At 62.4% G+C, this 24,135-nt stretch carries 18 protein-coding genes; 9 read left to right on the top strand and 9 right to left on the bottom strand.

Annotated elements, in window-relative coordinates:
• The first annotated feature begins 91 nt into the window (after positions 1–91).
• Together JNO53_RS10395 and JNO53_RS10390 are read left to right on the top strand one after the other, a co-directional pair.
• Positions 92–715, top strand: coding sequence for a TetR/AcrR family transcriptional regulator (locus JNO53_RS10395; protein ID WP_203110627.1), 624 nt, complete (start codon positions 92–94; stop codon positions 713–715).
• Between the two features lie 416 nt (positions 716–1,131).
• Positions 1,132–4,149, top strand: coding sequence for a TonB-dependent receptor domain-containing protein (locus tag JNO53_RS10390; RefSeq protein ID WP_203110625.1), 3,018 nt, complete (start codon positions 1,132–1,134; stop codon positions 4,147–4,149).
• Positions 4,150–4,566: 417 nt separating this feature from the next.
• On the opposite strand, the gene JNO53_RS10385 is transcribed toward JNO53_RS10390, so the two are convergent.
• Together JNO53_RS10385 and JNO53_RS10380 are read right to left on the bottom strand one after the other, a co-directional pair.
• The gene (locus JNO53_RS10385; RefSeq protein WP_203110623.1) at positions 4,567–5,532 is read right to left on the bottom strand and encodes a cupin domain-containing protein; all 966 of its coding nucleotides are present in this window, start codon (positions 5,530–5,532) and stop codon (positions 4,567–4,569) included.
• Between the two features lie 136 nt (positions 5,533–5,668).
• On the bottom strand, positions 5,669–7,006 hold the full coding sequence (locus JNO53_RS10380; protein ID WP_203110621.1) for an MFS transporter: 1,338 nt from the start codon (positions 7,004–7,006) through the stop codon (positions 5,669–5,671).
• A 100-nt stretch (positions 7,007–7,106) separates the two neighbouring features.
• On the opposite strand from JNO53_RS10380, the gene JNO53_RS10375 reads away from it, so the two are divergent.
• The 3 genes from JNO53_RS10375 to JNO53_RS10365 are packed head-to-tail and all read left to right on the top strand — an operon-like array spanning position 7,107 to position 9,474.
• A complete protein-coding gene (locus tag JNO53_RS10375) occupies positions 7,107–8,009 on the top strand; it encodes a cupin domain-containing protein (RefSeq protein ID WP_203110619.1) in 903 nt (300 codons plus the stop codon).
• Positions 8,010–8,020: 11 nt separating this feature from the next.
• On the top strand, positions 8,021–8,461 hold the full coding sequence (locus JNO53_RS10370; RefSeq protein WP_203110617.1) for a hypothetical protein: 441 nt from the start codon (positions 8,021–8,023) through the stop codon (positions 8,459–8,461).
• Between the two features lie 11 nt (positions 8,462–8,472).
• Positions 8,473–9,474, top strand: coding sequence for an SMP-30/gluconolactonase/LRE family protein (locus tag JNO53_RS10365; protein WP_203110615.1), 1,002 nt, complete (start codon positions 8,473–8,475; stop codon positions 9,472–9,474).
• Between the two features lie 294 nt (positions 9,475–9,768).
• On the opposite strand, the gene JNO53_RS10360 is transcribed toward JNO53_RS10365, so the two are convergent.
• Both JNO53_RS10360 and JNO53_RS10355 read right to left on the bottom strand, forming a co-directional pair.
• Positions 9,769–10,011, bottom strand: coding sequence for a hypothetical protein (locus JNO53_RS10360; protein WP_203110613.1), 243 nt, complete (start codon positions 10,009–10,011; stop codon positions 9,769–9,771).
• Positions 10,012–10,080: 69 nt separating this feature from the next.
• The gene (locus JNO53_RS10355; protein WP_238401831.1) at positions 10,081–11,937 is read right to left on the bottom strand and encodes an outer membrane protein assembly factor BamB family protein; all 1,857 of its coding nucleotides are present in this window, start codon (positions 11,935–11,937) and stop codon (positions 10,081–10,083) included.
• 185 nt (positions 11,938–12,122) lie between these two features.
• Here JNO53_RS10355 and JNO53_RS10350 point away from each other — a divergent pair, with 185 nt between their 5' ends.
• Both JNO53_RS10350 and JNO53_RS10345 read left to right on the top strand, forming a co-directional pair.
• Complete coding sequence (locus tag JNO53_RS10350; protein ID WP_203110603.1) at positions 12,123–13,310, top strand: CaiB/BaiF CoA transferase family protein; 1,188 nt, start codon at positions 12,123–12,125, stop codon at positions 13,308–13,310.
• Positions 13,307–14,089, top strand: coding sequence for an enoyl-CoA hydratase (locus JNO53_RS10345; protein ID WP_203110601.1), 783 nt, complete (start codon positions 13,307–13,309; stop codon positions 14,087–14,089). The genes JNO53_RS10350 and JNO53_RS10345 overlap by 4 nt, the downstream gene beginning before the upstream one ends.
• Before the next feature lie 62 nt (positions 14,090–14,151).
• Here the strand turns inward: JNO53_RS10345 and JNO53_RS10340 are convergent, their stop codons facing one another.
• The 5 genes from JNO53_RS10340 to JNO53_RS10320 form a co-directional block, all read right to left on the bottom strand.
• Positions 14,152–14,625 carry a c-type cytochrome gene (locus JNO53_RS10340; protein ID WP_203110599.1) on the bottom strand — a complete coding sequence of 158 codons (474 nt, stop codon included), beginning with the start codon at positions 14,623–14,625 and terminating at the stop codon, positions 14,152–14,154.
• A complete protein-coding gene (locus JNO53_RS10335) occupies positions 14,625–16,709 on the bottom strand; it encodes an outer membrane protein assembly factor BamB family protein (protein ID WP_203110597.1) in 2,085 nt (694 codons plus the stop codon). The genes JNO53_RS10340 and JNO53_RS10335 overlap by 1 nt, the downstream gene beginning before the upstream one ends.
• A 61-nt stretch (positions 16,710–16,770) precedes the next feature.
• Positions 16,771–18,243 (bottom strand): NAD-dependent succinate-semialdehyde dehydrogenase, encoded by a 1,473-nt coding sequence (locus JNO53_RS10330; RefSeq protein ID WP_238401830.1) that lies wholly within the window; start codon positions 18,241–18,243, stop codon positions 16,771–16,773.
• Between the two features lie 14 nt (positions 18,244–18,257).
• Positions 18,258–19,547, bottom strand: coding sequence for an iron-containing alcohol dehydrogenase (locus JNO53_RS10325; RefSeq protein ID WP_338015338.1), 1,290 nt, complete (start codon positions 19,545–19,547; stop codon positions 18,258–18,260).
• Between the two features lie 298 nt (positions 19,548–19,845).
• Complete coding sequence (locus JNO53_RS10320) at positions 19,846–20,595, bottom strand: GntR family transcriptional regulator (protein ID WP_203110591.1); 750 nt, start codon at positions 20,593–20,595, stop codon at positions 19,846–19,848.
• A gap of 852 nt (positions 20,596–21,447) precedes the next feature.
• Here JNO53_RS10320 and JNO53_RS10315 point away from each other — a divergent pair.
• Together JNO53_RS10315 and JNO53_RS10310 are read left to right on the top strand one after the other, a co-directional pair.
• Entirely contained in the window at positions 21,448–22,785 is a 1,338-nt protein-coding gene (locus tag JNO53_RS10315) for an amidohydrolase family protein (RefSeq protein ID WP_203110589.1), read from the top strand.
• Complete coding sequence (locus JNO53_RS10310) at positions 22,782–24,113, top strand: MFS transporter (RefSeq protein ID WP_203110581.1); 1,332 nt, start codon at positions 22,782–22,784, stop codon at positions 24,111–24,113. The genes JNO53_RS10315 and JNO53_RS10310 overlap by 4 nt, the downstream gene beginning before the upstream one ends.
• The last annotated feature ends 22 nt before the right edge of the window (positions 24,114–24,135 follow it).

The following is a 24,135-nucleotide window of genomic DNA, read 5'->3' as shown; positions in this document are numbered from 1 at the left end:
TGCTATTCGTTGGAGCTTCAATATTGAAACATGAACCAGGTTTCAAGTTTCCTCTTGCGGATCGGCCTCTCGCCATCTAGCCCGGACATCGATGGATACGGGGACACCAGCCGCCGCCGACACCAACAAGCAACCGCGCACCGAGCGTGGCCGGCGCACGCTGCGCAAGCTGCTCGACGCAGCGGCGGTCGAATTCGGGGAACGGGGTTTCCACGACGCTTCGATCAGCGGGATCACCGCCCGGGCCGGGACGGCGCTCGGCAGTTTTTACACTTACTTCGATTCGAAGGAGGCGATTTTCCAGGCGCTCGTGCGCGACATGAGCGAGGCGGTGAAGGTCGCCGCGCGCGAGGCCCTGGCCGAACCGGCCTCGGCGCTGGAGCGCGAGCGCGCCGCGCTCACCGCCTTCCTGCGCTTTGCCGCGGAGCACAAGGAAGTCTACCGGATCATCGACGAAGCCGAGTTCGTCGACCCCGAAAGCTACCGCCAACACTACGAGACGACCGGCGCGCGCATCCTCGATCGCCTGCGCGAAGGCGCGCGCAAGGGCGAACTGCGCGCCGACCTCGAAGAGGCGCACGCCTGGGCGATCATGGGCATGAACGTCTTTCTCGGCCTGCGCTACGCCGTCTGGGGCGAGGGCGACTTGCCCGCCGAACGCGTGGCTGCCATCGCCGGCGACCTCCTCGCGAAAGGCATTGCTGTCGATCGTTGAGGGGGGCGCCGAACGGCGCCGGACGTACCTGATCGACTCGCGCGCTGCACAGCGAAAGAACGCGCAAACCACGGGCTGGATCGCAGCTTATAGTGCCCAAGCCGATGATGAAGAGTTCTTCTTCTGCCCGGCTCGCGCCTGGCGGCCATAATTCTCGTCTACTCGACGAAACGTTTTGCCTCGCCAGCCTCTCCATCAGGACCGGGCACTAATAGATACTTGAAAAATCAAGCTCCTAAGTCGCGTTCGCATGCGCTTCGCGTCATGCCTGGCGCCCCAACTCCGCCGACGAATAAGCGTTGGCGAAGAGCACTTTCAAAAAAATGGCGGCGCCCAAATCCCCCGTTGACCATCATGCGACTCTATGTCAGTCCTGTGAATCATATAGGATAGAATCGTGAGAGAGGGAGGGATTTATGACCCTAAGGCTTCGTTACAGAAGAGGTGTGTCCGCCGCGGCGGTCGCTGGATGCCTGATTGCGGGGAGCGCGCAAGCTCAAAGCTCGCAAGACGCGGCGGATTCGGCCAGCAATCCACAAGCGTCGGGGGAGGAGGCAGTAACAACACCTCCCTCCACGTTTGACAGCGAAGAAAGCGTAATTGTCGTCACCGGGTCGGCCATCCGGGGTGTCGCGCCGGTCGGCTCCAACCTCGTCTCGGTCGGGCTGGAAGCCATCGAGAAGACGGCGCCGGTGGACGTATCCCAGCTGGTCAACACCGTGCCCGCGATTTCGACCGCAGGATCGGTCGCGCAGGGCGAAAACGTCTGGTCGTACTATTCGCCCCAGATCCACAGTCTTGCCGGGTCGTCGTCGAACACCACGTTGACGATTGCAGACGGCCTTCGCCTGCCTGGTGCCGGGATTCAGTTCTCACAGACCGACCCCAACATCATTCCCGTCAGCGCGATTCAGCGCGTCGAGGTTCTGGCGGACGGCGCTTCCTCCGTTTACGGCTCCGATGCGGTCGCCGGCGTGGTGAACTTCATCACTCGCCGAACGTTCGACGGCCTCGAGGCTAACGTGCAGAAGGGCTTTGCGGACGATTACGGCACGTTCCAGGCCAATTTCATCTGGGGCGACACCTGGGACACCGGCGGCGTCTATGTCGCGGGCTCCTATGGCGAAAAATCGGACTTGATGCAGGCCGACCGGGAATTCTTGAGTCGCGGCGACTATCGCGCTGTCGGGGGCTCCGTGAACCAGAGCTATCAGTGTGCTCCCGCCACGATTGTCGCGGACGGCATAGATGGCGTGTTCCTGTCGCTCGACTCGACAGAGACGGTGGAGCGCAATTCGTTCAATGCCCCTTGCAACAACTCAATTTACGGAACGAACCTGCCGAGCCAGATGCGCGCCAATGCGCTGATCAAGGTCACGAATGATTTCAGCGACCGGTTCCGCGTGACGGCGATGATGAATTACAATCGCAACCAGACCAAGAGCCTGGACGGGCCCGGCGGCATCAACCAGGCCACCGTGTTTGCACCTGGTTCCGGCGGCTTCGGTGGTGTGAATCCCGGCCAGGAAAACCCGTTTTATACCAATCCCGCCGGCGCGCCCGACGCCATCGAGCAGCAAGTCAGTTTCATCGTTCCTCGGGAGGACGGCAATTACGGCCATAGCGCGACGCAGTCCGATACCATCTATGCCACCCTGGTGGCCGAATACGACGTAAGTGATGACTGGACGCTAACGTTTAGCGACGCTTTCGGCTGGAATCGGTCGGATCGTTCCAACGTCAATACCTTCTGCAGCCCTTGTGCGCTGCTGGCGCTGAATGGGACCGCTCAGCTTACCGGCAATCCGAACCAGACGAATATTCCCGGCCAGGATGTCATAGTTCACAATATGCCGTTGACGGAGGAGAACGCCCTGGATGTCTGGAGTGTGCCCGGCCAGGCGCGCACCTCGGAGCTGGTTGCGAACAGTCTCTATCGCAACAACAGCCAGAATGAGAACTTCAACACCTTCAACCAGATGAAGCTCGACCTGCAGGGGTCTCTTTTCGACCTGCCGGCGGGGCCGCTGCGGATTGCCGTGGGCGGCGAATACCTGTGGCAGACCCAGACCCAGAAGATCACTTCACCGAACAACACCGGTCCGACCACGACCGGCTCGGGCTTCCGCGTCTATAATTACGATCGCGACGTGAAGTCGGTTTACGCGGAGCTGTATATTCCGGTCATCTCCCCGGAAATGAACGTGCCGCTGGTCTATTCGATCGATGTCAGCATCTCAGGTCGCTACGACAGCTACAGCGACGTTGGCGACACCACCAACCCGAAGTTCGCGGCGAACTGGGAAGTCGTCCCGGGCCTGAAGCTCCGCGGCAACTATTCGGAATCCTTCGTCGCGCCGCCGATGGCGGTTATTGGCGACCCGACACAGGGTTACCTCTATTCCTCGGGCAGCATTGGCGTCAGCGGCGGTCTGATCAACGTGCCGATCGCGAACTATCCCGAAATCGTCAACATTCCGGGTATCACCTGCGGTCCCGAGACCTGCGAGATCGGCTCTGCCACAAACATCCAGGGCATGCGCCGGCAGCTTGGGGGCGGTTTCTCCGGAATGACGCCGCAATACGGCACCAGCTGGTCGGTCGGTGTCGATTTCGCACCTGTCTTCCTCCCGGGATTCGTTGCGGCCGCGACCTTCTTCCACAATACGTTTGATGGCGGCACCAGCTCCCCCAGCCCGACGGCGATCGTCAACTCGGCCGGATTGCACGACCTGCTGACCGTCTGCACGACGGGCTGCACCGATGCGCAAATTGCCGAGTTCGCCAATCTTGCCAACGGCGCGACCATCTCCGGGGCAATTCCTGATAACGTCTACTTCCTCATTGATCAGAGTTCGCGCAACGCGCTCAACCTGAAGGTGGAAGGGATCGACGGCCAGTTCGCGTACCAGACCCCGGAAACGGGGATCGGCACGTTCACGATCGGGACGGCGTTCACCTACTTCACCCGGTTCGAGCAAAACTTCGCGGGCGCGCCTTACTTCAGCATTCTGAACACGTCGGGCTATAACACCACGTTCCCGTCCATTCAGTTCAAGAATCGCGCGCATCTGGGTTGGGAATCCGGACCGGCTGCTATCGATTTGTACTGGAACCACACCGGAAGCTATCGGAACTGGTCGAGCACTTCGGTCAATCCGATCGAGGTTGACGAGAACGGCGATCCGGTAGGTGGTGGCGACCGCGTGGACGCCAACAACACGTTCGACCTGCATCTGCAATACACGTTCGAAACTGCCAACTTCCTCAATGATTGGCAGGTGTTTCTGGATGTGCAGAATCTCTTCGACACAGAACCGCCATTTTACAATGGGAACACTGGCGGTTTCATGGGCGGCGCATGGGGATATAACGGCTTTGTTTCCAGCCCGATCGGGCGTCTGACCACGGTCGGGCTGCGCGCGCGGTTCTAATCTCCCGGCCCGACCCGTCAGGGCCACCCCCCCCTGATCCCCCGGCGCTCGCGCCGGGGGATCGTTTTTTGTTTTCCCGGACGCGGCGAGTTCCTGCCAAACCCGTGCGGGTAGAGGGCGGATCCGGCCGCGTGGATCGCGCGGATCAAGTTATGAGGTCACGCGCTTTAAGGTGATTGGTGCCTTCCGGTGCAACTTGTGATGGACCGGGGAGAGGCTGCCGTAATCCGCGAGATCGATCGCGGCGGAACGATGTCGTAATCCAGGCAACGTGGTGCCTATCACCCGGCGCCCGGACGAAAGGATGGGCGTCGAAGAACACGGAAAAGCGCACTGCGCGTGCCGCACAGTGCGCCATTGGATTGCGTGGTAGTTGGGGGCGGGTGCGCCGGTAAGTACGGCGCACCCGCCGGTCTACTATTGTCGCCCGCCGGATTCCTGAGTGTAGACGTGCGCGCCCTGCGGGTAAGGATTGATTGCTACCCGCGTGCCCATCTGACCCACCGGCCCTCCGAAGCTGGCCCGGTGCCAGTGGCCTTGCGGGGCGGAAATGATATCGCCGGCTGCGGCGGTAAAGACCGGCTGTCCTTCCACCTGGAGGGTCACATTGCCTTCCATCACGAACCAGAACTCGTCGTAGCCGATATGGAAGTGGCCGAGATTGGACGCCGGCGGCGTAGGCGTGGCCCGGCCGCGGATGTTGTTCACGAACATGTGCTGATCGGCGATAAAGGCACCCGCGCGGTCGTTCCCGTTCACCACGTCGCCGTAATAATCGAGATATGGACGGTGCTTTTCATCGAAGCCGCCCGGTCTGCCGGGAATCAACCGCTGTTCGTATTCCCAGCCGGCAATGTCCTCGGGCTTCGCCGGTGTCGTCTCGACGGGATAGAGCCGCATGTCGCTGGCCGCGTTGAGCTGGAAGTAGAGCGCCGGCTCCGAGCCCACCGACTCCAGCGTGAACGGCACCCTTAGCGGCACATTTATCTCGAAGCCCTTGCGAGCCGTAAAGGGCTCGTGGCCTTCCATGCTGACGCGTAATTCACCCTCCCATACGATTATCGCCGTGCGATTATCGGAATAGGCGATCGTGGGGGTCTTTCCTTGGGGAGACAGCTGGTGCCAATCGGCCACGAGATCCTTGTTGCGGATGACGGGCTGCGTCCAGTTCTCCTCGCCTTCGTGCAATGCGCGCACGTCGGCCAATTTCCACCAAGGCCTGTTAGGCTCCGCCCACGGCTTGGAAGGTGCTTTCTTGGGCGTCCAGGCGACGAGCGGGGCGGGCCGTTGTTCCGGCGGGCTCTGCGCAGCCGCCGCTTGCGAGACGAATAACGCGGCCAGAACGGCCGCGCACGGCACCGCCGAGGGACGGGAAATTTTCATGCATCCTCCTGAGGTCATTGCGCCATTTTTATGGCGGGGTTGGGCCGTTGCCGGCTGTTTATTCGGCCGAACGACAAGCGACCAGTGAACACTCGGTGCCGCATTGCTCGCCGACATGGCGGCGGAACATCGCTGTTCACCGCCCGCTCTCGGCGACGGGATTGGCGAACGCTGACTGAGGGACGGATTCGTCCGTCTCGACTGGTTCGATAAGCCGGCGGGGGTCAACCACGGCCCAGGCTGCGGTTCCCACCACGACTATTGCAGCACCGGTCCCGAACGCCGCAACCCAACCGTACTGGGCTGCAATCCAGGGCGTGAGAGAGGCCGTGATAGCGCCGCCGATCTGGCATCCGGCATTCATCAGTCCCGACACCACCCCCGTGTGCCGGCCGGCGATATCCGCGGTGACGGACCAGAAGCTGCTTTGCGACAGATAGATCGCGCCGCCACCCAAGGCGAGGACCAGAACCGCGAGCGGTACGTTGTCGACGTTCGAGCCGACCAGCAGGAAGAGGGCGGTCAGCAGGAAGGAAATCATTGCGAGGCCCGAGCGACCGGCAAAGAGGCCGAAGCGCTTCGAGATCGCGTCGTTTAGGAAGCCGCCGCCGAGACAACCGACCGTCATGGCGATGAACGGTGCCATGCCGAACACTGCGCTGGAAGCGAGATCGAGCCCGCGCACCTCCGTAAGGTAGATGAAGAACCAGCTGAAGAAGATCCAGACCACGTAGCCGAATGCAAAGTAGCTTACGAACAGGCCCCAGACGTTGCGGCTCGAGAGGATGGCTCGCCACGGGGGCGCAACGCGTTCTGCGGGCGGGGCCGGCGGAAGCCCGCTTTCGATATGCGCGAGCTCGGCTTCATTGACGCCGGCGTGATCCTGCGGTCGGTCGCGCGAAACCACGTACCAGATCGCCGCCACCACCAGACCGATGGCAGCGCAGGCGTAGAATGATGCTCGCCAACCGGCGAACGCGATGACCGCCGTTATCAGCGGCGGCGTAAGGCCGGAGCCCGCGCCGACGCCGGCAAAGATCAAGCCGTTTGCCTTGCCCCGTTCGCCAACTGGCACCCAGCGCGAGATGAACTGATTCCCGGCGGGATAGACGGCAGCCTCTCCTATCCCGAGAGCAAAGCGGACCAGGATCAGCATCGTCACCGCATAGCGACCTTCCGCGGGTACAAGCGCCGTCGCGACGCTGAATACACCCCACCAGATCAGTGCCCACGTCAGAAGCTTTCGCGGACCAAAACGTGCTGCCATCCAGCCCGCGGGCACCTGGAACGCTGCGTACCCGATCAGGAAGGCGCTGAATATCCAGCCCAGCTGGATTTGGTCGATGCCGTACTCTTCGCGCATCTGCACGCCGGCGACGGAGATGTTGGTTCTGTCGAGGAAGGCGATCGCGCTGATCACGAACAGCAGGAACACCAGTTGTACACGTATCCGTGAGCGTCCGCTCGCCGCCATCGATCCCTCCCAACTTAAATATCCTATATGATTATCACTGTAATGCGGTTATAGAGATACGTAAAGGCCGGTCATCCGGCGCAAGGAGGGAGGGCGCACCATGCTTCGCACCGCACGAGCAACAGGCGTTATGGCGGCGCTGGCGGCGGTATTGATGGCCGCGCCAGCAGTCGCGCAGACTCTGGAGCAGCGGATCGGTCGCACCGATCCGGCAAACATGCGCGAGGCAGCCGGTGTCCACGGGGGCGCAGGCTCTATGCGTCTGGGCTCATTGCTTGGCGCGGATGCGCTGAGCACCAACGTCATATTCGTCCACCGCGGCGTCATCATGCCCGGAAGCAGCATCGGCCAGCACTTTCACAATCAGTGCGAAGAGATGTTCCTCATCCTGGACGGAGAGGCTCAGTTCACTATCAACGGCCGTACCGCCACGATCCCTGGCCCGGCGGCCGTGCCGGATCGGATGGGAGACGCGCACGCCATCTACAACCACACGGACAAGCCGCTCCAGTGGCTGAATATCAATGTGGGGATGACCAAGAGCTACGATAATTTCGACCTTAACGACTCTCGCGAGGGAGTCGAACTCGATAGCATCCCGCAATTCATCAACGCGCGCTTCGATCGCGCGTTGCTCCGGCCCGTGCAGGCGATGGATGGCGGGGCCGGTGAGGTGCTGTATCGGCGCGTGCTGGGTCCCAGCGTGTTCTCCACGCCTTGGACCTATGTCGACCATTTACTGGTTCCGTCCGGTACCAGTGTGGGCAGCGGCCAGAACCCGGGCATGAGCGAGGTGCTCTACGTGATGTCAGGCGCGGGCGACGTCGTCGTCGGCGGAGAAACCGCACGCATTCAAGCAGGCGACGCGGTGCCCGTCGATGTCGGGCAGGCGCGCGAGATACGAACGACCGGCGAAGAGCCCCTGGAACTGATCGTATTCGGTGTAGCCGAAAGCCTGGCTGCCAAGGCGGCCTATGCTGCGAGCCAGCAGCGCGCGCGTTGAAGGAGAGGAACATGGAAAGACGCAACATGCTGAAATTGCTGGCGGTAGCCGGCGTTGGTGTCAGTGGCGTGGCACGGGCGGCCGCCATGGCGCAGGACCGCAGTGCCGGCAGCGGCTCCGGGCCCAAGCCGATCGTGCTATATTGCGATCTTGCGGTCGATCCCGAGCGCGAGGAAGAAATGCTCAATGCTTTCCGCACGCGTTTCAAACCTGCGGCGGAGAGTTTCCGCGGCCGGGGCTACATCGATGTCAAAATGCTCAGGCTCCGGGCCATCATCCAGGGCCGTCCAGCGCCCGCGCCCGGTATCAACTATCGCTTTCAGCTCACTTACGAAAGCGAGGCGCAGCGGCAAGTATGGATCAAGTCGGACATTCATCAAGAGGTCTGGCCTCTGATCGAGGATACGGTGCTCAACAAGGACTACCTGGTCCTGCTGACCGACAGCGTTTGAGGAGCACGGCCATGCGCGCATTCGCTATCCTCGCCGCAGCGACGCTCGTGGCTGTGTCCCCCAACACGGCCGCCCAGGAAGGCGAAGCCGGTCAAGCGGCTCGGATCGAGCGCGTCGACCCTGCGCTGGACGCCTTGATCTCCCCGGACGCATCCATCGAGCGGGTCGCTACCGGGTTCGGCTTCACCGAAGGTCCGTTGTGGCATGATGGCCAGCTCTGGTTCTCCGACGTAAGCGGCGACAAGTTGCGGGTCGTCAGCAGGGAAGGGGAGGTTACCGAGCTTCTCGCCAATTCCGGGGGGCTTCCCAACCCGCCGGAGGGTGCCAACATCGGCTCCAACGGCCTCGCCCCCGGTCAGGACGGGCGCGTGCTGATGGCGCAGATGGGCGCCCGACGCATCGTCCATGTCGATGCGGAAGGAGCCGTGACACCCTTCATCAGCAACTACCGCGGGAAGCGTCTCAACAGCCCGAACGATCTCGTTTACGGCCCCGATGGCGCATTGTGGTTCACGGATCCGCCGTTCGGCCTCTTCAATGGCATGAACGATGATCCGGCCAAGGAGCTGCCCTATAATGCGGTATTTCGCTATGCCGACGGAGACCTGACGCCGGCGATCACCGACCTGAAGCTGCCGAACGGGATCGGCCTGTCGCCCGATGGCGCCACGCTCTACGTTTCGGATTACGGCGACGCGACCATCTATGCCTGGACGATCGGTGCGGGCGGTACGCTGTCGGACAAGCGCAAGGTCATCACCCTCGAGGGCGATGAACCGGGCGGCGCCGACGGGCTCAAGGTCGATAAGATCGGTAATCTCTGGGCCACCGGCCCGGGCGGCATCTGGATCGTCTCCCCTCGAGGCAAGTTGCTGGGGCGCATTCATATGCCGGAAGTGGCCGCGAACGTGGCGTTCGGTGAAGGCGGCGACGCCTTATGGATCACTGCTTCCACCAGCATCTATCGCGTTCCGATCAAGAGCGTTGGAGCTCTGCCTCGTTACGCGCGATAATCCGCTGTACGCGGCCGGCCATTTACCTCAGCTGCGAAGAGACTCCGGCAAAGCGTTCGGTCGGGAGGGCCGCGTACCAACCGACACGCCTCAGGTGTGCTGCCCGGCTAGCGTATCGGGTCCCGGACATCGTCGGGGCGGCAAATGGTTTCAGGCAGCAGTTCGTGCAAGACTTTAGCCCGGATCGACCTGCTAAACCAAATGCCGCCCTCGAACAGGCATCTCGCCGATCACGGGCTGTGGAGCGCCCCGGGCATGTGAGGCGCATTGTCACCATCGGCGCGCGGAGCGCCGTCAGCGTTGCTTGCCTTTCCGCACTCCGAAATGGGTGTTCAGGTAATTGATCATTACCTTCTCTTCGCTGGGGCTGAGTTCCGCTCCCCGGTCGACCATCAGCCTGACGGTGGTTCTCCAGGCCTCAGGAGTCTTACGCACGCGTAGCACCTGTGCGGTGGTGTGGCAGAAGGCGCAGCGCTCGTTGATGAGTTTTAGTCCGGGGCCGGGGGGCGGAGCGGTTCTCTGCTGACCGGCGGCCATTGTGCAAGTCCCGGCCGCAGCGAGCAGAAGAACGAGGCGAGATAGATTCTTAGTCAGCATAGAAAGACCTCATGGCAGGGTATAGACGACCACCTCGTCGGCAGTCGGAGGTTGGGATGCGAACCCGCCCGTAGCCACGACGGCGAGCGCCTGGCGCCCGTCCTCCATCGCGTATGTCATGGGGGTTCCGTAGTTTGAGGCAGGCAGCTGGTCCTTCCAGAGCAACTCGCCTGTGCGGGTGTCGAACGCTCGGATCATTGAATCCGTCGTCGCGCCGATAAAGGTCAGGCCGCTAGCCGTGGTGATCGGGCCTCCGGCGCTGATCCGCCCCGCATCCTTGAGCAGGGGCTCTTCGTTGTCGCCCAAGACAGTTCGCCAGGCGACGTCCCCGGTATTCACGTTTACCGCCACCAGCTCGCCCCACGGCGGCTTGCCGCAGGGGTGGCCAGTCTCGGGGTCACGGAAGTACGTGTAGCCGGTCTTCATGCCCCAACTGCCGTCGGGCTGCTGCTCCATCTGCTGGGGGCTTCCGAGACTGTTGATGTTGACGACGTAAAGCGAGGTCGCAGGGTCGAACGATCCGCCGCCCCAGTCCACTCCGCCGAGGCTGCCGGGAAAAAATGCAACAGCTGAATCCGCCCGCAACGGCTGAAACATCTTGCTGCCGACCACGTTCAGCTCTGCGGCAACCTTCTCGCACGCTGCGCGCAGAGTTGGCGGTCCCTCGACGATCTCACTCATGTCGAAGCTCAGGCGGGCGAGCGGCGCGGGCTTGGCCGGCATGGGCTGCGTGGGCCAGGGCCGTTCGTCCGGAATATCGGTTTCGGTAGGGACCGGGACTTCCGTCACGTCGTAGAGTGGCTCGCCGGTCACGCGATCGAGGATGAACATGATTGCCATCTTGTTCATCGCCACGATCGCGGGGATCGTCTCGCCGTCGCGCTTCACGTCGACGAGGGTCACGACCGGGAGATCGACGTCCCAAATGTCGTGATGCACCGTCTGAAAGTGCCACAGGTATTCGCCGGTGGCTGCGTTCACCGCGACCACGGAATTGCCGTAGAGATTCTCGCCCGGGCGGTCGCCGCCCCATCGGTCATAGGTGGGAGCGCCGACGGGGAGATAGGCGATGCCGCGCTCATTATCGACGGGAATGAATGTCCAGACGTTGGCGCCGGAGCGATCCTTCCAGCTGTCGCCCTCCCAGGTTTCGAAGCCGGGTTCGCCCGGGCGCGGGATGGTGCGGAACGTCCACACGAGTTCGCCGGTAACCGCGTTCCAGGCGCGTACGTCGCCCCGCGCGCCCTTGACCGGCATCTCCTGCACGCGCGAGCCGGTAATGATGAGATTGCGGTAAATCGCCGGCGGACTGGTCATGCCCAGCGGCGCGCGCGTGCCGTTCATGACTTCGGGCGTCTTCATGTTCACCGCGCCCGATTCTCCGAACCCCTCCGCAAGACGGCCCGTGGCTGCGTCGAGCGCGTAGAGTTTTCCGTTCCGCGAGCCAAACACGATCCGGGGGCCGACCTCGCCGTCCCCTGGCCAGTATGCCACGCCGCGAGTCGACGCCTGGTCCTTGTCGGGCAGCACGAAAACCCATCGCTCTTCGCCCGTGGAGGCGTTGAGAGCCACGATGCGGTTATAGGGAGTCGGCAGATACATCGTGCCGTCCACGACGAGAGGAGTGGCTTGCGACGCGGAATAACGAGACGGCTGTGGCGGCGCCGAGGTGTCGGGCATTGCGACCGCCTCTGCAGCTTGGCCCTCGGGGCGCATGTTGAAGGTCCACAGCTTGCGCAATTGGTGGACATTTTCGGGGGTGATTACGGTCAGCTGCGAATGCCGCGCGTGGCTCTCGTCGTGCCCGTAGCTGCTCCAATCGCCGGGACCCTCCGCCAGAAGTGCCGGGCAAGCGGTTGTCGCCAACAGGCTTCCGATCAAGAATCCGGGCCAGTGCTTCAATCGCATCGGTAAGCCCTCTCCCTATAAAGGCTTGCCTGGGGGCATCGGCCCCCGGCAGGTCCATCTAAAGCGCTACGTTAAACCGCCTTGGAATCATATACAATATGATTTAGGCCAGAATTAGAAGGTTATTGAGGAGAGACATTCTGATGGCACACTTGCCGCTCGCGGGGCTGCGCGTCCTCGACATCTCGCAGGTCATGGCGGGGCCATTCTGCTGCATGTTGCTGGGCGACATGGGAGCCGACGTCATCAAGATCGAGCCGCCGCGAACCGGCGATTCGACGCGCCATTCCATGGGATTTCGTCTGAAGGGGGAGGACAGTCCGGGTTTTCTCGCGCTCAATCGCAACAAGCGCAGCATCTGCCTGAATCTGAAAGATCAAGCCGAACGCGAGGTCCTCTACGCCTTGGTCAAGACTGCCGACGTTCTGGTCGAAAACGCGCGGCCGGGCGTCGCGCAGCGGCTTGGCATCGATTACGCGACGCTAAGCGAGCTCAATCCCAGGCTCGTCTATGCCAGTATTTCGGGCTTCGGCCAGACCGGGCCCTGGGCAATGCGTCCCGGTTTCGACCTGATTGCGCAGGCTATGTCCGGGGTCCTGAGTTCGAACGGATTCCCGGGCATGGAGCCGGCCAAGAATTCGATCGCCGTTGCCGATCTCGGTGCAGGCCTGTTCAGCGTTTACGGAATACTCAGCGCGATCATCGGACGAGAAAAAACGGGCAAGGGTCAGTACATCGACGCATCGCTGCTGGAAGCTGCCCTGGGCCTGTCGATCTGGGAAACGGCCGAACTGTGGGGCACGGGAAAACCGCCTCAACCTATCGGCTCTGCCAACCGCATGTCGGCCCCCTACCAAGCGGTAGAAGCATCGGACGGCTGGTTCGTGATCGGTGCCGCAAACCAGGGCCTGTGGCTCAAGATGATCGATGTGATGGGGAGGGCGGAATTGCAGGACGATCCCCGCTGGTCCGACAACGCATCGCGTGTCCAGAACCGCCAGGAGCTGATCGACGCGATGGCGCCTACCTTCAAGACGCGCACCAAGCAGGAGTGGATCGACACTCTTCTGGGCGCAGGCGTCCCCGCGGCGCCTATCCTCGACTATGGTGAAGCCATTGCAAGCGAGCAGGCCGAAGCGCGCGAGATGATGATGATGGTGGAACATCCGGTGGAGGGAGAGTTCCGCTCGCTCGGCTTTCCGGTCAAGATGCGCGGTACGCCGCAGGAAGTGAGGTTGCCACCGCCACTGCTCGACGAACACGGCGATGCCATCCGCGAGGAACTGATGGAGCGAGGCTTGCTGTCCAAAGGCGCGGAGGCGGCGGAATGAGCGAGGGGCGTATCACAGTCACGCGCGATGGCGCGGCGGCGCATGTCCGTATGGACAACCCATCCGCGCACAACGCCTTGACGAGCCAGATGTGGTTCGATCTGCGCGATGCTGCGCGCGAGTTTGCGCAGGATCGCTCCGTTCGCGTCGTTACCTTCCGGGGCGCCGGCGGCAAGGCGTTTGTCTCCGGCACGGATATCTCCAAGTTTGCCGAGTACGAAGACGGCCGGCAAGGTGTTGCTTACGAGCGTGAGATAGACGAGTGCATGGGGGCGCTCGACGCCATTCCTTGCACGACGATCGCGGTTGTCGAAGGCTGGGCGGTCGGCGGCGGAATCAATATCGCATCCGCCTGCGATTTCCGCATCGCCACGCCGGATTCGAAGTTCGGCTCGCCGATCGGGCGCACCATCGGCAATTGCCTATCCGCTGCAAGCGTGGCGCGGATAGGCGCTGCGGTGGGAGTGCAATTCGCCAAGCGAATGGTCCTGCTTGGCGAGATGCTGACCGCAGATCAGCTCTACGCGAGCGGCTTCCTGCTCAAACTGGTCGAACGGGAGAACATGGATGCGGAAGTTGCTGCATTATGCGAGCAGGCATCCGCTAACGCTCCTTTGACCACGCACGCCACCAAGGAAACGATCCGCCGGATGGTATTCGAGGGCCTGCCCGATATCGAGGAACTGATCGCCGGCGTCTACGGCAGCGCGGATTTCCGTCGCGGTGTGGCGGACTTCCTGGCCAAGACGAGGCGCATCCCTGACTGGACAGGGCAGTGATCGGACGCTTCGGCTGAAGGAACAGGCTGCGCCGCAAACCGTGCGACGCAGCCTCTTGCGGTTCAACAGGTACAGTCGCCTTCGTCATCGGCCGGCTTCTGCGAGGTTATCACGACATTGCGCATCAGCGCGGGGTTAGGTGGCAGATCGAGATCGCCCGCGGGCATGCCATTGGCCTGGAAAATATAGGCCTCGATATCGGCGACCATGCGTCCGCCGAGGCTGTTGGGCGCCTGAATCGGCATCGTGAGCTTGATGCGCTCGTGTAGATCCGCCGCTGACGTATTGTTCCAGTTGCTGGAAAAAGTGGCGCCCGTAAGCGCGGGAGCCACATCGATGCCTTCCAGCGAGGAGCCGTGGCATGCTGCGCAATGCATGGCATAGGCATCGGCGCCGCGCGCGGCCTGTGCGGCAGTGTAGACGCCGGACCAGACATTGCGTTGCGGTGCCTGCGCCTGCGCCGCGAACAGGCCCAAGCCGGTCAAGGCGGCAAGCGTAGATGTGGCCGCGACGGTCTTCTTCAGGTTGATCGGCATCATACTACTCCTGGTGGTAGGCGGAAAGCGAGCAGCTCCGCGCTGTAATTGCCGCCTCCGATTGCGACGACGATATACTGGCGTCCGCCGAGCATGTAGGTCATCGGCGAGCCGCTCTGTGGCGCGGGCATGTAGACGGCCCCCTTCTCGTCGCCCGTCGCCTTGTCGTAGGCCCGGAGCATGGCCCCGCGAATGCCGTACTCGTTGGTGTAGAATCCCGCTTCGCCGCAGATCACCAGCGTCTTCGTGACGAGAGGGCCGAGATTGCCGGCGCGGCCGGTTCGCGGGATATCGATGCCCTTCAGAGCGGGATGATTGCGAATGTTGTCGGGCGTCTCGCCATGGGCGATCTGCCAGCGATGTTCGCCCCGTGTCAGATCGATTGCGGTGATGCGGCCGTAAGGCGGCTTTAGCAGCGGCAGACCCTGAACCGACAAGATGCCGGGCGGGGGGCCATCTCCTTCCTGCTGGTTCGAAGGGGGGCGACGAGGTGGCAACGGGTTAGAAGGCGCGGCACCCATGGGCGACATAGCGCGCGGCTCGTTACCGTGAATGCCGCGGATGTAGGGAAACTCCGAAACGCTCTCATCCGTGTTGGGAATAATGCCCACCACCCCAGGCTGGTTCTTGGAATAGACGAACACGGTGTGGGTTTCAGGGTCGTAGCATCCGCCGGGCCAGTTGGTCCCGCCCTGAATGCCGGGAGACATGATCGTGCCCCACCGTCCGGGTTTGCTCAGAACGGGGGGCGTGAACAGGGGACCGATCTTGTATTGCTCGACGAGCTCGAGCGCTTCCGCCCGCAACTCGGGGGTGAAATCGATCAGGTCGTCCTCGGTTACGCCCTGTATATCGTAGGCCGGCGGCTTGGTGGGGAAGGGCTGCGTTGGCGAATACCACTCGCCCGGCACGTCGCCCGCCTCTACCTCACGCTCCTCGATCGGCCAGACAGGCTCACCGTTCGTGCGATCGAGCACATAGAGGAACGACTGTTTGGACGGCTGTGCCAGGGCCTTCACGATACGTCCCTCTACCGGGATGTCGCAAAGGATCGGTGCGCACGGGATGTCGTGGTCCCACAGACCGTGATGGATGAACTGGTAGTGCCACCGGCGTTCACCCGTCTCGATATCGAGCGCGACGAGGGATTCGCCGAACAGCGCATTGCCTCGGCGGAATATTCCCACTTCGTCGCCGGTTGCCAGCTCGACGGGGACGTACACGAGGCCTAGCTCTTCGTCGGCCGACATCTGCGCCCAGGCACCTGCATTGCCGGCGTTCTCTGCATCGTCCTCGAGCCAGGTATCGTAACCGAATTCACCCTTTCTCGGGATCGTGTGGAAAATCCATTTGCGTTTGCCGGTCCGGACGTCGAATCCGCGAATATAGCCCTTCACATTGTCTTTGATCGGGGGGGCATCGCCGGCCGTGTGCGCCGCACCCACGACGACAGTGTCGCGCGCCACCAGCGGCGTGGAGTGGAGGCCGACATCCGCGGTTTCGGGATCGATATCCTGATCGAAGTTGCGCTTGAGATCCACGATCCCACCGTCACCGAAGGCGGGGTCCGGCCGGCCTGTTTTGGCATCGAGAGATACGAGCTGATAACCGATCGTGACGAAGAGGATGCGTTCTTCGGTGCCGTCGGTCCAGTAGGAACATCCGTGCCCGGACAGCTGACGAGGCGAGTTGCTCGCGCGCGCACCTTCGTCCAGGCGGTACATCCATAGCAACTCGCCCGTTGCCGCATCGACCGATATGCAGTCGCGGCGTGAGCCCGCGGTGAGGAACAGGCGTCCCTTGATCAGCAGCGGCGTAGCTTCGAACTGGTATTCCTTGCGCGCGCCCAGCACGTCGGTCTTGAAAGACCACGCCAACTCGAGATCACCGAAATTCTCCCCGTTGATCTGATCAAGCGGGGCATAACGGGTGTTCGCCTGGTCACCTGCATAGTGGTGCCATTCGGTATCCCCGTCTCCGGACTGCATAGGCTGGGCCAGCGCTCGCCGGAATCCTCCTAGCCCCACTGTCGCGACAGCGAGCGCCGAACCTTCAAGAAGTCTGCGCCTGGTCAGTTCTGCCATAGGTGTTCATCCTCTCTCCGCCGGGCCGGATCATTGACGATCCGTACCCCTCGCATATGCATCACCAGCTCACGGCGATGTACTTCGCCTCGCAATATTCGAGCAGGCCGTGGTGTGATCCTTCGCGGCCGAGCCCACTCTGCTTGACGCCACCGAAGGGCGCTGCGGCATCCGAAACCAGCCCGCGGTTGATCGCGACCATGCCGCAATCGATGCGTTCCGCGATCGGCAGCGCTCGCTCCAGGCTCCGCGAATAGACGTAAGCGGCGAGGCCATGCTCGGTGGCGTTGGCAAGTTCGATTGCCTGATCCTCATCCTCGAAGGGGATCACCGCCGCAACCGGGCCGAAGACCTCGGTCGAAAGGATTTCCGAACCTGGCTGGACGTTCGCGATGACCGACGGAGGATAGAAATAGCCCGGCTGGGCCAGCGTCTTGCCGCCCAGCTTCACCTCGGCCCCCCGCTTCACCGCGTCGGCTACCAGCCGCTCGATCTTGTCGATCGAGGCCTGATTTATCATGGCGCCGCATTGGGTTGCCGGGTCCGCGCCCGGGCCCACCGCAATGGCACCCATTCGCTCGCATAGCTTGGCGACGAAGGCATTGTGGAGCCGGCGGTGGACGTAGAAGCGATTTGCCGCGGTGCATGCTTCGCCCCCGTTACGCATCTTGGCGAGCAAGGCGCCTTCTATGGCCTCATCGAGATCCGCATCATCGAAGACCAGGAAGGGCGCGTTGCCCCCCAGTTCCATTGAGGTTTTGATGACCTGATCCGCTGCTTCCCGCAGCAGTATTCTGCCGACCTCGGTAGATCCAGTGAACGATAGTTTTCGTACGCGCGGATCGTGCAAAATTGCGCGGCATACCGGCCCTGGATCGCTGGTATTGATGAGGTTGACCACGCCTGCCGGCACCCCGGCCTGGCGGATGATCTCCAATACCGCTTGGGCGGTAAGCGGAGTTTCCTCGGCGGGTTTCAGAATGCAGGTGCATCCCGCGGCGAGCGCCGGCGCGATCTTGCGAGTCGCCATGGCAGCCGGGAAATTCCAGGGCGTTATCAAAAGCGCGATGCCGATCGGCTGATATTGCACCATGATGCGGTTGGCGCCGCTGGGCGACATGTTCAGTTCGCCGTTGATGCGGACGGCCTCTTCCGCGTACCAGCGGAAGAACTCAGCGGCATAAGCGACTTCCCCGCGCGCATCGGATAGCGCCTTGCCGCTCTCGCGCGAGATCAGGTGCGCCAGCCATTCCTGTTCGGCCATAATCGCGTGAAAACAAGCGACGAGAATCTCGGCGCGCTTTCGCGGTGCGGTGGCCGCCCAGGATTTCGCGGCCGCCTCGGCGGCGTCAACCGCAGCAAGAGCTTCTTCGACACCTGCGTCGGCGACGGAAGTGAGCACGCTCCCGCTGGAAGGATCGATGACGTCGATGCGTCCCATGCCATTGGACTGCCAGGCGTCGCCGATCAGATTGTCGGTCGGGATGGCGAACGGCCCGGGGCGATCGGGCAGCGTGAAGCTGTGGACGGTCATCATTGTTCCTCGAATTAGATCTTGATCAGACGCTGCCTGTCTCCGCTGAAGGCCGCCTGCGTTATCGCCCGCATTGCCGCGAGATCGAGCGGACGCGGATTGTTCTTGATGAGGCGCGCGGCATCCAGCGAGTGTGCGGCCACGTATTCCTGCTCATCTTCGGCCAGCCCCAGTTCGGCGAGGGAGCGAGGAATGCCGATAACGGCCAGCAAGTCCGCGACCGCCTCGACGAAGGCTTGTGAGCGCTCCTCCGTGCTCCCGCCGGGCAGGCCGATCAGGTCGGCCAATTCCGCAAAGGATTCCTCGCAAGCAGGCCGATTGAACTGCATCACAAAGGGCAACAACGCCGCAACGCCTGCGCCGTGCGCAGTGTGCGTGAGATTGCCCAGAGGGTACTGCAGCGCATGGGCAGCCGCCGTTCCGGCGGTGCCGAACGCGCAGCCCGCAGCGAGCGCCGCAAGCATCACGCCTTCGCGTGCCTCGAGGTCACTGCCATCCTTGAACGCGCGCTCTAGGTAACGGAACAGATTCACGACCGCGAGGCGCGCGAAGTGATCGGAAAGCACGTTCTTTCCCACGAAGACATGCTCTTCCGTCAGCAACGGATCATAGTGCCGCTTCGCTACGGTGAACGATTCGATCGCGTGGGTAAGTGCATCGGCACCGGACACGGCAGTCAATTCCGGCGGGCAACTTACCGTCAGTTCCGGATCGCAGATTGCGACCTGGGGAATCAGGTACGGGCTGGCGATGCCGATCTTGGCGCCCCGCGCTTCATCGGAAACGACCGCTACCGGCGTCACTTCGGAGCCCGTTCCTGCGGTGGTCGGCACCGCAATCAGCGGCAATACCGGGCCGGGAACCGCGAATTCGCCGTAGTAGTCGCTAACATGACCGCCGTGCGCCAACAGGACAGCGGTCACCTTGGCCAAGTCCATCGAGCTGCCGCCACCAACTGCGATGAGCACTTCGGGCTGGAAGACCCGGGCGAGTTCGACACAGTCCTCAATCGCAGAAATTGGCAGATCCGGTACCACGCCGTCGAACACCTGCGTCTCGACAGCGCAGGCAGCAAGATCGTCCTGTATGGCCGCGAACTCCGGTTGCGCCGCCTGCCTGGGATCCGTGACCAGCAGGGTGCGCGTGCCCAGGCGAGCACTGACTGCCCCGATGGCCTTACGCTGCTCACGTCCAAACAACACCCCGCGGGGCAACCTTGCGGCGCCGAAAAGTGCGCTAGTATCTTCCACGTATTGCTCGCTTTCTGCCCGACCGATCGAAAGCGCTCGGTCGACGTTTGACACCGGCGATGCGTTCGCTTCGCCGCCCTTTGAGACGTCGGAATGGGAGCCAGCCCTCCGGCACGCTGTCGTCAGGACGCATGCGCGGAGGGCCGGTAGAAGGCGCAAGTGAAATGCCTGTCGCCACGGACCGCCCGGAGACGCGGGCCGCAAACACCTGGAGGGTGCACCTTTCGGTGCCCGCATGAATCCAGGCCGCAAAATGCAACCGCACCAGGCTCATCCATGGCCCCTGTTTCCTATCCTATATGATTTGGCTAGGAGCGGGCCGTGCGGCTGTCAAGGGACTCTTTGTGGAATTCTATGTGGTTGGGGCTTCCTCGCCTGCGAGCGCCTCATCCATTCTTTGAAGAGAGCGCTCCAGGTGGATCCGCATGGCATTCTCCGCACCGTCTGGATCGCCGGCCACCAGAGCATCGATGACCACTCTGTGCTCGGCCGCCGCTTCGCTCGGCGCATTGGTTCTGTAGAGCGCGCGGAAGATATGCATGTGGGCGTGCAGCCCTTCCAGCATATCAGCCACGAGACGGTTGCCGCTCAGGGCCGCAATCAGTTGGTGAAGCTGGTCGTCCGCCGCGGCGAAGTTGGAGAACGCGTCGGGGTCGCCGTCCACGATACTGGACATCGCCCGATCGATCGACTTGAGCGTTGCTATCGAGCGAGGCGACATCGCGGCGGCAGCGCGAGCCGCGGTATATGGCTCGATCAATTGGCGCAGCGCATATAGATCGCGCACTTCTTCGCGCGTCATCTGAGGGCTGGCCCGGTATCCCACATTGGGCGTCTTGACGACCAGCTTCTTGGCCTCGAGCTGGCTAAGCGCTTCCCGGACGGGCGTTTGCGAAATGTCCAGCCTTCGCGCCACCTGATCAATCGCAATGCGGTCGCCCGGTGCGATCTGCAGGGTCATGAGCGCCGTCAACAGGTGGTCGTAAGCCTGCTTGACCATGGTCGGGCTCGCCGATGGTCGTGCCGCGCGCGCGCGCGGAGCAAAGCCGTCCTCGAGCGCCGAGGCGGCGTCAGAATTTTTGCTGGTCTTCGTTTTTGGCATCTTGCTGTCTCAAAAAGGTGTGGGAGGCGCCTGAAATCAGAGGGCCCATTTCACATCTGATATCATTTCAGCAACCTATTGTCTCCACTCATGCAGCGGCTTGTGGCACGCATACATTCTCTCTCTATGTGCGGGAGCCGGGATAGTTCTACCACCGTGCCGTTGCTGTTTCGCAATGAGACGCGACCGAGGCCGACCGGCCTTAGCGCGGGTGGCAGAGGTGGTTGCAGGGCGAGCGATTTAGGTGGCTGACGGTGCTCGCACCGTCCGCGGCAAGCAGCGCGCCGTTCTGCCGGTGCTCTTGCCGGAGCTGGTCTCCAGCCGGGGCCGAAGATGGACTTTCATGCAAAAAGGGATGGCGCCTCGGGATCAAGGCGTTATGCTGCCAGATAAGATATGATATGATTCGCAGCGGAGCTATGGACGCCAAACGGTCATAGCCGTAGCGAGGCGGCGGTAACCAGCACCTTTGCAGGCCAAAGGCTGCCTGCCGCTCATAAGCGCGGAGTTCATCCGCCGGAGAGGAGAGGAAGATGCAGCGCAGCTTAGGCGCAGCGGGGATCATTGCCGCTCCGAATTCCGCGTGCCGCTCCTCCGTCGATGAGCGCCCGTCCGCCTGCACATTTTCTGCCGCCTGGCAGCGGCTGCTTCCGAATGAGATCTCCGGGTTTTGGCGGCTTGTCCCGCCCATAGGCCGTGCGCGGACGAACGCCATCGGATCGTCGAACTTCGTGGAGCTGCCAATCTGAGACGAAAATGATCTGACCTTTTGCAAGGCGCGCCCGGCCTCACGAATGCAGGCGCTCGGCGTGACGAAGTGAAAGGGCGAACAAGCCAAAGGGAGGGCGAATGATGCGAAATCGCTGGTGGTTGGGTGTAGTTGCGGCGCTTACGGTTGGAGGCTGCGATGCTGCAAGCTCCGGCTCGGCGGGCCAGGACGTCCAAGCCTATACGAATTTCACGCTCATCGATGGAACCGGTGCGCCAGCCGTCGAGAACGCCGGCATGCTGGTCGAAGACGGGCGCATTGTCCGGATTGGCCCGGTCGGAGAGCTGGGAATACCCGACGATGTCGAGCCGACGGACCTTGCAGGGAAGTACGTGATCCCCGGTTTGATGGACCTCCACGTCCATCTCGGGAATGTCGTCGATCTCAACCAGGATAAGGCAAATTACACGCGAGAGAGCGTCGAGAAGGACCTTCGCACTTATGCGTCCTACGGGGTGACCACCGTTCTCAGCATGGGCACCGACCAGGATCTCATCTTCGACATCCGCAATGCGCAGCGCGAAGGCCGGCCGGAAACGACCCGGGTCTACACAGCAGGACAGGGCCTCGTCTTCAAAGGCGGGTACGGCGGCCTTGCCGGCGTCAACAACCAGGTTGCCACCGTCGAAGAAGCCATCGCGGAAGTGAACGCCCAGGCCGACAAGGGCGTCGACATCGTCAAGTTCTGGATGGACGATGAATTGGGCACAATGCCCAAGATGCCCTACGAAATGAGTCAGGCCATCATCGACACCGCCCACGAACGGGACCTGCGGGTGGCGGCCCACATTTTCTACCTCGCCGACGCCAAGGAACTGGTCGAACAAGGCGTCGACGCGCTCGCTCACGCAGTTCGTGACCGCCCGGTGGACCAGGAACTCGTCGGCGCCATGAAGGAGAACGACGTCTGGCAGGTTGCCGAGACGCTTTCGCGCGAGGCCTCGATGTTCGCCTATGGCGAGCCCGCACCGTTCCTCGATGATCCGTTCTTTCGCCGCTCCGTTTCCGAGACGGCGCTCGCCCAGCTTGCCAGCCCCGAACGTCAGAAGAGCGTCTCCGGGGGCGCGCATTTCCATGACTATCCGCAGTTCCTGGAAACGGCCCAGGCCAATTACAAGCGCCTCGCCGATGGCGGCGTGAGCTTCGCTTTCGGTACCGACAGCGGCCCTCCCGGACGTTTCCCCGGCTATTTCGCTCATTGGGAGCTGAAGTTGATGGTGGACGCCGGCTTTACCCCCGCCGAAGCGCTGCATGCCGCCACGGGGCGGGCCGCGGAGTTCCTTCAGGCCGAAGACCTGGGAACACTCGAGACCTCGCATTGGGCCGACTTCGTGGTCCTCGATGCAGATCCGCTTGCTGACATCCTCAACAGCCGGACGATCAACGCGGTCTACATCGCCGGACGGAAGGTACAGCAATGACGAGCATGGAAGAAACGACTTCGGCGCCGCTGGCGCGTAGTGCACGTCCTACGCGCACCCGGCACACGGTGTTGTGGCTCACAGTCGCCGCCTACATGGTCACCTACATGGACCGTGTTGTGATCGGGGTTGCAGCGCCGTCCATCCAGGAAGAGTTCGGCTTTTCCGTCGTCACGATGGGCTGGATATTCTTCGCCTTCCAGATCTCGTACGCGCTGTTCCAGGTTCCAGGCGGATGGCTTGGGGACCGCTTCGGCCCGAGACGGGCCCTTACCTGGGTTGTTACCTGGTGGTCGTTCTTCACCGCCGCCACAGCGCTCACGTGGTCGGCGGCGTCCATGATCGTTTGCCGCTTCCTGTTCGGAATGGGCGAAGCGGGAGCGTTTCCCATCGCGACACGCTCCCTCTCACGTTGGATGTTGCCTTCGGAACGGGGCTGGGCCCAAGGCCTGACGCACGCCGGTTCCCGGCTCGGTGGGGCCCTGACCCCGGTCCTCGTCGTTGCCCTGATTGGGCTTTACGACTGGAGGATGCCGTTCTTCCTGTTCGCATTGATCGGCGTCATATGGGCCGCGATCTGGTTCTGGTATTATCGCGACAATCCGAGCGAACACTCCGGCGTAAACGACGCGGAGCGCGAGATGATCGTGGAAGCGCTCGGCGATCACTCGGCGAAGCGCAGCGGCTCCGTGCCCTGGAAGCAGATCCTGCTCAATCCTCAGATGTGGCTGCTCGCATCGATGTATTTCTGCTACGCGTATTGCATCAACATATTCCTCACGTGGTTCCCCAACTACCTGAATGATGCGCGCGGCTTCGAACTGGCAGCCATGGGCCTGTTTGCCAGCGCTCCTCTGGTCGCCGGTGTGCTTGGCGACCTTGCTGGGGGATACGTCTCCGATCATCTCGTCAAGCGCGAATGGGGGCTCAAGCTGGCGCGGCGGCTGGTAGCGGTCGTCGGCTTCGGAATGGCCGCAGTGCTCATTCCGGTTGCCGTCACCGCGGATGACACGGCTGTGAGCATCATTTGCTTCTGTGTTGCGGTGTTCGGACTCGAGCTGACGGTGGGCGTATCGTGGGCGGTCTCGCTCGATGTGGGCGGCCAGTACGCAGGTTCGGTCTCGGCGCTGATGAATACTTTCGGCAACATCGGGGCGGCATTGGCCGGCGTCCTTACAGGCTATATCGTCGCAAGTGCAGGATGGGAGCCCGCGTTCTACGTGCTGTCGATACTGTGCCTGATCGCGGCGATCATCTTCCTGTGGCTCGATGCCTCCAGGCCTCTTTTTCGCGAACCGACGGACGGTGACGCTCGTGCGGCCTCCTAGCTGCCGTCGTTCGGGCCCATCG

This window comes from Altererythrobacter sp. C41, from assembly GCF_016803135.1.
Taxonomy (GTDB): Bacteria; Pseudomonadota; Alphaproteobacteria; order Sphingomonadales; family Sphingomonadaceae; genus Pelagerythrobacter.
The sequence above is the reverse complement of the archived record's forward strand: the minus strand, read 5'-3'. Positions and strand labels throughout refer to the sequence as shown.